The organism is Bacillota bacterium (assembly GCA_024655925.1).
GTDB lineage: Bacteria > Bacillota > DTU025 > DTU025 > JANLFS01 > JANLFS01.
The window spans coordinates 1-9,479 of the sequence record JANLFS010000007.1 but is presented as its reverse complement, the minus strand read 5'-3'; the positions used below and the strand labels follow the sequence as shown (position 1 = coordinate 9,479).

Genomic DNA, 9,479 nt, shown 5'->3' with positions numbered 1-9,479 from the left:
GGGCTCCTTCCGGGCACGTGCGCGCTGCAAGATGCGCCAGGTCGTAGTCGATACCCAGCCGCGCCTTGACGACGCGGTATTCGGACTTGCACCGTTTGCACCCTGGGTAATGCTTGCGATCCCACTCCTCCTGAGGGATAAGGTCGCGAGGATACGGGCAATTGGGGTTCTGGCACCTGACGAGAGTAGTCTGGGTCTCAAGGACGAAATCTGAGTCGCCGGAACCCCGTACGAGCTTGACAGCTCCAGGGTAACCTATGAGTCCAAGCGAGAATCCGCTCTCGGCTTGTCCTCCGGCAATGGCCGTTAGCACACTCTCTCGAAATACGAAAGGTACCATCATGGGAGCGGAGGATTCTGGGATGATCCAAACTCGTATTCCCTCACCCAAGTGCTTGATTCGGGCAGCCCATGAGGCGGCGGAGTCTCCAGTCAGGTATTCCATGGCACACAAACATTGCCCGACGGCGACGAAGCGATACGGGGGGTCCAAACCGCGCGTGCAGACCCCCACTATGCTTGGAGGGCGTTCCGACACGTCGATCACGAATTCGAACCTGCCACCGCCCAGAACGCGGATGGGCACCTCCACCAGATGGGGTCCGTTTTGGGAATCGTACAACGCGGCACCCATGAGATTGGCGCAGGCAGCCTCGGGATGCACAGTCCCGTGGCAGTGTGTTTTCTTACCCTCTTTGACTACGTTAAGTCCCCGGACCTGAGGACGTCCGTCGGACACCCACACTTCGCACACGGTTGACTCATCGACTGGGGCCGTATTGCTGTTGGGCCGACGAACCCACAGAGAGTCCTCCTCTGGCGCTATGATCATGAGGTATGGCCCGGCGGTCGCCTCTCCAACATCAAACGAACAGCCGGACGCACCCGGCTTGATCTGAGCCTGCCACGCATGCCCTCTTTGGTTCCAAGCTGGGCCGATGGTCACAGTCATGTGGACGCGGGGAGTGATCCCCGCCCATGCTACACTGATCGCCTTCCGACCGCGGCTCTCAGGGACCTCCGCAAGCGCTCCATCTACTGACTGCGGCGTCCATTTAGAGTGGATAGTGGCCACACGCAGTTTGGCAAGTTCCGATAGTCCTGAGCCGATTAGAGAAAGGTAGACTGGGATGCTCGGTGGCTGGCCACGGGCAACTTCGGCCAGCTTACCTAGGGACAACCTTACGACCTGAGTCCCAGGAGAGACGTTCTGGAGCTGGCGAACGCCCCCGGCTTCAAGCCTTACAGCACGCACCCCCGGCACGGAAAACATGGTCGAAAGGGTGTCGCAGACGAGGTGATCTATGTCTTCTAGCCAAATGTCCCGCGCAGCCGAGCTCCACGCCTCTGCCGCAACACATGGACGCGGCTGGCCGTCGGAAGACCCCTCGAGTCTCCACCGAACCGCTGGCGGCTCAAAGGCTATGCGAAGTCTCTCGCCGCCTGAGGTCAGGCTTCCGCAGATTGCCACAACGTCGGACCTGAACTCGATTACACAAACCTCATCGAACCGCTCGCGTATCCGCGCAGGGGCGTCTGGGACCAACTCCCACCCTGGCGGTACGATGACGTCAACCAGTGCTGTCTTGCCATGTTCCGGGACTAGCACCGGATCACCCCAGTCAACGATAAGCCCCGGAAGGCGAACCATTGCAGCGCGGCCACGCATGCCGAACCGGTCGGGCCAGTCCAACGACACCTTAAGCGGGCGTTCGTTCTCGATGGCGTACGTCTCAAGCAACCGGTTGAGGTCGACAGCCCCTTCCCGTTCGTCGACCGCGTCGAAGCCTTCCGTAAGGTTCACTTCGCGTATCGCTCCGTCGTCGAGTGTTCGTATAGTGAGACGAAGTTCCCGCAGATTGACTCCGCAGTCACTGCCTCCCCGGGCAGACCGAAACCGGGCTTTGGGGAGCAGGCCTTGAAAGATGGGGCGACCTCCGCAAAAGGCCCCCTCTGAGCGTTCACCTCCATCGAGAATCACGTCTTCATCAACAAGCTCGGGCCGTACCCCCAAACGCCTCTCACGGATGCCGTCGGAAACCGTAACCTCGCCGGACTCACATCTTTGAAGGTCCAGCAATGCCAGATCGTGGCCAATTGCGCCGGGAACCGCGTCGCGCATCCGCACTGCGGCATCTGGGAGGATCTCGGCTCCCTGACGCACCAGCATCCACACGGCGGCTCCCTCGAGAACGTCCTCATGTACCAGACGGCCCGTCTGTGAGAACACGAAACAGATATCGTTATTGCCCATCGATGTCACGGGGTAGGACGAGAGCATGCATGTCCCGTACTCAAGATCCAAACTCAACGGTCCATCCAGGCTCGCAAGCGGGATAGCAGCGGGAACCGTAACTGCCCCTCCGGCGGTCTTTCGTGCTTCCAGCCTCTTCCTGCAGACTGGGTGCCGTCCCCCGATCCCTCTCACCACGGCCTCAACCACGGCGGTGCCGTCGAACACGCCTTCTAAGAACAGCTCGCCAATTTGGATCGCAGGGTACAGTGTGTCAAGGTCAAGCCGCACTTCCACCGCGCCCGCGCGGCGCGGGCGTGCGCGAGCGTGCAACCCGCCGCTGTCGTGCGGGCCGCCGGGCGCTTCCTCAGCCAATTGCTCGTCCATGGTGGCTGCCGCTGACGCGATGTCGGCCATCAACGAATCCTGAAGCACACGCATTAGCCTCAAAGGGGCAACCTTGGCGAGATGAGGCGGAACGCCGTTTTCGGATCCGACTGCGGAGGCGGTAACAGCTACCCACAGTTCAGCCCACTCGCCTCCATGCATCAGGAAATCCCTGATTGGCTTGGTCACCTTGTGGTAGTAGTCTCCGTGCCTGCGGATGGCCCCGTGGCTCGCGCTGAGTTGGCGATCAAACCAGTAGCCGCGTCTTGGGCCTTTCCTCAACTCAGATACCACGGTGCCCGGAGATATGTACCCGCGTCTTACGAAACGATCGTTTACGTAGGAAATGAATTGGGGGATATACGAGTCTGGTATACCCCCCTGGAAAAGCATCTGAGTCACATATCGTTGCGCGCGATCTGTCTTGCATACCGCAATCGAATGTCGCTTGCGGCAGATCTCAAGGCTCGGTCCGAGAAGTCTCGCATGCCACAGTTCTATGCCCCCCAAACGCCGGGCGACCGCCGGCCATACCTTTCCTTCTACGTACTCGCTGCGGGCCACATGGACAAGCATGTAAGCCACAGCGCACGGGTAGGTCCGAGCGAGGTTAGCGGCGCAAGTCCGGTGATCCGAGGAGTCCGCGAATCTGTGCGCTATCAGGCCAATCAGGGAGCTTACGGCGTCATCGGGCATCTCGATTGCTCCGAGAAACCGGGTCTTCCCGATGGCCTCAGCAATGACATTGTCATATTGGTCAAGAGACTCCTGTGACGGTGCTTCCACTTGAACCAGATGCATCGAGGTGAACCCGCTCTCCAGCCAGTCGATGCTAGGAGCTACTGCTTCCTGGGCTAGCCCTTTGTATGCATGTGCCAGACGCCGCTTCCCTTTGCGCCTTATGCGCGAAAGGGAGGTTTGGCGCGATTGCGGACGCTCAAGCCCAGAAGCGACCGAGGACTCGCTTGATGACGCGCGCATTCCATTGTTACAGTGCGTACGCCGCTTCTCTCGCCACTCTAAACAAGCGTCTAGGAGGGCGTGGGCAAGCCCAATCGGTGGAATCGTGGAAGGATAAGCTCGCTCTACGTAGTTCACTGGTCCAGGCCCATGTGGAGAAGGCTCACTTGTGGTAGACGCAAGCCGCCTTATCACGTAGCGCACGCCTCTGGAAACGCGTGCGTGTTTATCCGTCCCGTGGAGGGGAACAACCCCCACTGCAAGGGCGTAACCGGGAAGTGATACTCCGGCAGGCCGAACTGCAAGACCTATCCGAAAGTTGGATGCGGGGTCGCCACCGTCGACCGCGTCGCCTATGGTATAGAACACCCAGTTTCGAGATTCGGGATCATTCCTGAGGCGCTTGTAGACTCGCGCCAAGGTCCGTGCATGCCTCGACAGCCGCCTGTCGGTTCTGAGAGCTTCAAGAACGTCCACGATTCTGTTCACTGAAAACCTCTCCCGGCGAATGCCCCAGGGCCGAGGGCGAAATTGCATTCTCAGCTATTATTTGCCGTTATTCTTACTAATCCTGCATACGACGCAATGTGAGCAGAGCAGATAGCTCAACCGAGTCGACTGCCAGGCGATCTTCTTGGAGCCATCCGGTGGCTGGTAGCTTGTATCCCAGCTCGACAGGTCTGCGTCGAGGCTGCGGAATTACCCATCTCCGCATCGATCTCCGCAAGGACGACCCTTGCCCCCCAGCTAGGCGAGGGCGCTCGACAGGATCCCAGATTCGCCGGGGTGGGTCCGAGGACCCTTGTGCATACCGCCAACGAATATGCTACCTTGTGTGACACCATGAATCGTGAACCTCCGAGCCCAGATGGGTATAGCGGTTGGATGAACCGCCCACGGCTGCAGTTGGTTCAGGCACCAAACGATGAGATGATAGCAGGGCGGTGTGACAAGCATCGCGATAGAGGACAGAGTCTTGTTTCAGGGAGCCCGACTCAAATCGCTGTCATTCCACGCAGTGCGTCTGTATGGCAAAGCGTCGGCAAACGACTCTTCTACCGGGACCGTCGAGATCGCAATCGATCACGAGATGGAGATTACCAGATAGACCGGCCGAGTTTTCCAGCTGGTCTATTCGTTCAGCATCCGCAGGTTCAAGTCGGAACCGCTGTCGGGAGGAGCTGAGTCCAGGCATCGGCGCCAGCTTCGGTCGGCCTTGTGCCCAGCGATTCAAGCGAGTGGTAGAGGTTAGGTCTACGACGGGTGGCGGCAGTACCGCCCGTACCCAATGACGAAGATGACGAACGCCGCCAAGCCCACGCCTGACATGGCTACATACACCGACGCAAGGGACAGGCGTTCCGCGATTTCACCTCCCGCCAGCCCGCCAAGAGCCACACCAACGTCGTACATGGCCAAAAGGATTGCCAGGGAGACCCCACGCTGGTCCGCACGAACGTGGTCCACAGTGAGGGCAACCAGGGTTGGCTGCATCACGGCGAACCCTGTTCCGAACACTGCCGCCGCCGCAAAGAATGACGATCGAGTGCTTGCCAACCCCAGCATGGCCATGCCCATGGACACCAGTAGCAGCCCGGGGGCTATCACGGCTGCTCTTCCCCTGCGGTCGGAGAGTCCGCCGGCCACGCTCCTCGTGATGAACATCGACATCGCGAAGGTGGTGAAAAAGAACCCGGAGTTCTCGATCGCTCTTGATCGCGCGTATACCGCCAGGAACGAGGCTATGGCGCCGTAGGTAGCAGCACCTAAGGCTATGATTATCGAGGGGAAAACCACTTTCGTATTGATGAAGGAGCCTCTGGCTCCAGCAGAGCTGTAAGACAGAGCCCGATGACTGCTGGGCCTACCCCTTCGGGCGGCCTCAGTCCCACTCTGCGAGTGAGTTCCAATAAAGACAGTGCCCATAAGAACCAGCGCAGCGAGGACCCCAGAAACCATGAAAAGCGCGGAATACGAGAACCTCTCAGATACGAATAAGCCTAAGGCCGGCCCGAGAGCCATCGCAAGGCTCGGGGCCATCATGAAATGGCCCAGAGCCTCACCCCGTCTTCCCTCGGGCACCGAGTCAGCCACCAGGCTACTTGCTCCTGTGGAGTAGAACCCGAGACCCAACCCTTGGAGAGCCCGTACACCTATCACTGCTCTGATATAGGGAAGAGCACAGTAGAGAAAGGTCGATACGAGGAAAACAACAGATGCCGCGATCATGAGGCCCTTCTTGTGGCCGTCGTCCGCAAGCTTACCGGCGATGGGTCTTGCGAAGACCGACGCAAAAGCAAACATGCTGGTCACAAGCCCGAGGTCGCTCTCGGCTCCACCCAACGAAAGGACATACACAGGCAGAGTAGGCAGCAGGAGGTGAAGGCTTACGTAAAACAGCAATGTGGCCGAACAGATCAACATGAAGTCTCTGGTGAACAGGGATTCCCTACGGGGCGACGTGTGTACCACCTTCCCAGCAAGTCCATGGCCTTCGGGAAGGTTCGACTCTCCTCGCCCCTCTTCCTCCCGTCTCGCCAGGAGTCTGTGGTCGTGAGCTGCGCCGAGTCTTTCGATCTCTCGGATTGCACCATCTGTTCATGGTAGGTCTGGGCCAGCACGGCCGGAAAGAGAGAATCACCCTTCCGGCGCAGATGAACGCATGCACCAAGTCGTATGTATCTCTAACCGCGCGGGTCAACCAGCCTACCCATGAACAGGATACTTCCTGAACGAAGATCACGGATCAAGAAAGCAAACGGTCGGTCCGCGCGGAAAACAGGCGGTACATCCAGCAAGATTGACTTGCCACTCATCATTACTGCTGTGGCAGCGGCTGCCTCAGTGCCCTCCTCATTGACTTCGACAAATGCCTGATGAATCACTTTGCTTATATACAAGTCGCGACCTGGAGTCATGCCGGAGAAATCGGCTGCGTACTCATCGAATGCATCTATCATCCCGAGATCCTGTAATCCCCCGTTCAACAGGAGTCTCGTCTCCAGCTTGAACCGCGGCAAGAACACTTCAACTTTCTCCCTAGAAAGCTGAGATAACCAGGATCGAGTATTCTCTGGGCACATGGTGCCTTCGAGAGCCTCAATTCCGTATCCAGGTTTGGGAAGCAGGATAACCATCGACAAATCGCCGCCCGTGTAGGGCATCTCCAGAATCTGGACCTGGTCGTTCTCCGCATATCTGAACTCCGCCATCTGGTGCATCATCGGAACGTCTGCTTGCTCTTCGTCCGAGATATGGAACGGCATGGTCTTCGTATTCTCAGGCTTGAACTGAAACTCCCATTTCCCCTTGAAGTAGATGGCGTTGGTCAGGACGAGGCGCGTAAGCGCGGTAAGATCGTAGGGCTTGATGAGGTCCTTTATCTTGTTGTTGGTCTTTGCCTCCACCCATCCGTTAATGGTCTGTCGGGTCTGCTCGCGGTTTGCATCATCTATGTAGTCAACTTCCTTGAAGCCGGCGCCGTAGTACCTGCCGGCGATGTCTAGGAATTCCGGACGGAACGTGTAGCCGACTTGCCCCCACAGAGCATTGGCAACAGAGAGAGAGTAGGCGGCTCTTCCCGGATCATTGAACATCGCCGTCAGGTCCGAGAGAGCAGCATGGAGTCTCTCTGGAGCCAGGCTAAAATGCAGCACATGAGCCATCTGCTTGGCGGTCTCCCCGCGGGCGCCCGCATAGGTCATGGCCAGCGCGGATGAAATGCTGTAAGGTGAGAAGAATACGTTGCCCTCGCCTCTTGCCAGTCGGCTATAGAGATCAAAGGCAAAGGAGTTATTCCCCGCGGCCACGGAATCTATATCTGCTTTGTTTCTGGCGGACACTCCGGCATCAAAGCCACAGGACACCGTTGCCAGAACGCATAACAACAAGACAGCGACACCCGAGATCATGGATGCTCTTTTCATATTCTGACCTCGCTTTCTATTGCCTCTCCTTGGTTTCGACAGCCAGCAACTACCACCCGCCGTGACCGCAAGGCTGAAACACTCTGAGCGTTTCTGACCCCCAAAGTTGTACCGCGCGATAGATTCAGCTACGTAGCGCTCTCTCGATGTGCATGGCACTGACGGACTATTCGCGCCTACCTATGCGTTTCCTGCCGGTTGAGAGGTTATCCTGATCATCATGGAATTTCGCGTGGCGCACCCGCCTGGTTTGTCATGCGTTCGCTGCCTCCCCCGTAGAGGCGCAGGGAACCTCACCCTTAAGACGCATCCGCAGGAGCGGCAGTTCCCGACAACCTGCCAGCTGACGCAGCCCAGGAGCAGGTTATCAGAAGGATTCCCCGACCTCGATAACCACAGTATCCGCCGTGATTTCCCGGCCTCGCTACGGGCTGGAGCGACCCCATGAGTTGAGCATCCTCGTAGGCCCATATCCGGTCGATCCGGCTTCGTAGCACACCGAGAGTCCCCCAGTCCCGCCCAACGGCTTGAGGGTCTTCCGAGCATCCGCAAACGTATTCGGGATGCGGCCCCAGTGGCTCACCCAACCTCCCTGTCTCTTAGAAACCGACACCGCAATTGCTTCTTTGTGCATGTCCAATCGGAGGGATATTGTGATATTATGCGTGTAGCCTGGTTCCTTTGCATGTAGCTCTGCATTCTAGGTTCTGACTGCAGTGTAACCTGCGCAGTGCGACAGAGGAGCTGGCCTCATTCGCTCTGACTACGGGAGGCACGAGTTCCGGGATTTCGGGGATGCCTGCGCGTTGGTCTCGGATTGCCTATGGTACTACAATGGGCGGCGGAGACATGGGAGTCCTCGATACATGTCGCCGAAGGATCAGGCGGGAATTCAGGACCCGGGCGCAAGCTGCTGGGGAAGAGGCCACAGCAACAGCCAGACATGCTCGGTCCATCAACCCCGGGAGAAACAGTGGCACGGCGAAACCACACAGTGTCTTCTCCACAGTTCGGGGGTAAGGGCGGCACGGTGGAGTGCGAGATAGGTGCGAGAACCCCAGGGTGTCCCAACTGCAGCCCAATTTGTAACATGGATCACAAATCCTATAGCGTATTGGCAAGTCACGCGGTATAATTTTGTGGCGTCCAAACGCATTGTGGAAAGAAGGGGAGATATGACGTGAAAAGGGTAGTATCAAGTCTTCTACTTATTACGGCAGTCTTGGGTCTAGCTGCCTTGCCTGCGCCGGGGTCAGCTGCGGGCTCTATCGCGAAGGTGGGGCTTGGGCACATCACTTCCATCCGCAGTTCCAAGGATCTGACGGTAGACAAGAGTGGGCAGGTAGTCCCTCCAGTGGCTCAGGTTGACACTACTATTGCAGCGGTCGCGTTCGATGGAGCAGGCAAGGTCGTCAAGATCACCATTGACACTGCTCAGACCAAGATCAGCTTCGACAAAGACCTCAAGGTCACGTCTGACCTGGCTGCTGAATACAAGACCAAGGTCGAGCTTGGCAACGACTATGGAATGCGCAAGGCCTCCCCGATCAAGAAAGAATGGCATGAGCAGATCGCTGAGCTTGAGAAATGGATGATCGGCAAGACGGTGAACGAGATCAAGTCTATGAAGACCAAGCGCCGTGACGCTTCTCACACTGCTGTGCCTGACATCCCCGAACTGGCTTCTCTCGTTACCATCACTGTCGAGGATTACATCGCTGCTGTAGAAGAAGCTCATAAGAACGCTGTCTCCGTTCGAGAGGGAGCTGTGAAGCTTGGCCTGGGTCATGGAATATCGATTGCCAAGTCGAAAGCTGCCGCTGCACAAGTTGACCTCGTAATGGCTGCCACCCTATTTGACAAGGACGGCAAGGTCGTTCGCACCATAATCGACACCGCGCAGACGAAGGTTCCGTTTGACAAGGACGGCAAGGTCAGTGCAGACAGGAATGCCGAAATAAAGACCAAGAAGG

Annotated in this window: 4 protein-coding genes; 1 reads left to right on the top strand and 3 read right to left on the bottom strand. The window is 57.8% G+C overall.

What is annotated here, in order from left to right; genetic code table 11:
- The 3 genes from NUW23_01790 to NUW23_01780 all read right to left on the bottom strand — a co-directional run.
- Positions 1-4,069, bottom strand: a 4,069-nt coding sequence (locus NUW23_01790; GenBank protein ID MCR4424911.1) for a hypothetical protein, incomplete at its 3' end; no start/stop codon positions are given.
- Positions 4,070-4,834: 765 nt separating this feature from the next.
- The gene (locus NUW23_01785) at positions 4,835-6,052 is read right to left on the bottom strand and encodes an MFS transporter (GenBank protein ID MCR4424910.1); all 1,218 of its coding nucleotides are present in this window, start codon (positions 6,050-6,052) and stop codon (positions 4,835-4,837) included.
- A 212-nt stretch (positions 6,053-6,264) separates the two neighbouring features.
- On the bottom strand, positions 6,265-7,506 hold the full coding sequence (locus NUW23_01780) for a serpin family protein (GenBank protein MCR4424909.1): 1,242 nt from the start codon (positions 7,504-7,506) through the stop codon (positions 6,265-6,267).
- A 1,180-nt stretch (positions 7,507-8,686) separates the two neighbouring features.
- Here NUW23_01780 and NUW23_01775 point away from each other — a divergent pair.
- Positions 8,687-9,479, top strand: a 793-nt coding sequence (locus tag NUW23_01775) for a hypothetical protein (GenBank protein MCR4424908.1), incomplete at its 3' end; no start/stop codon positions are given.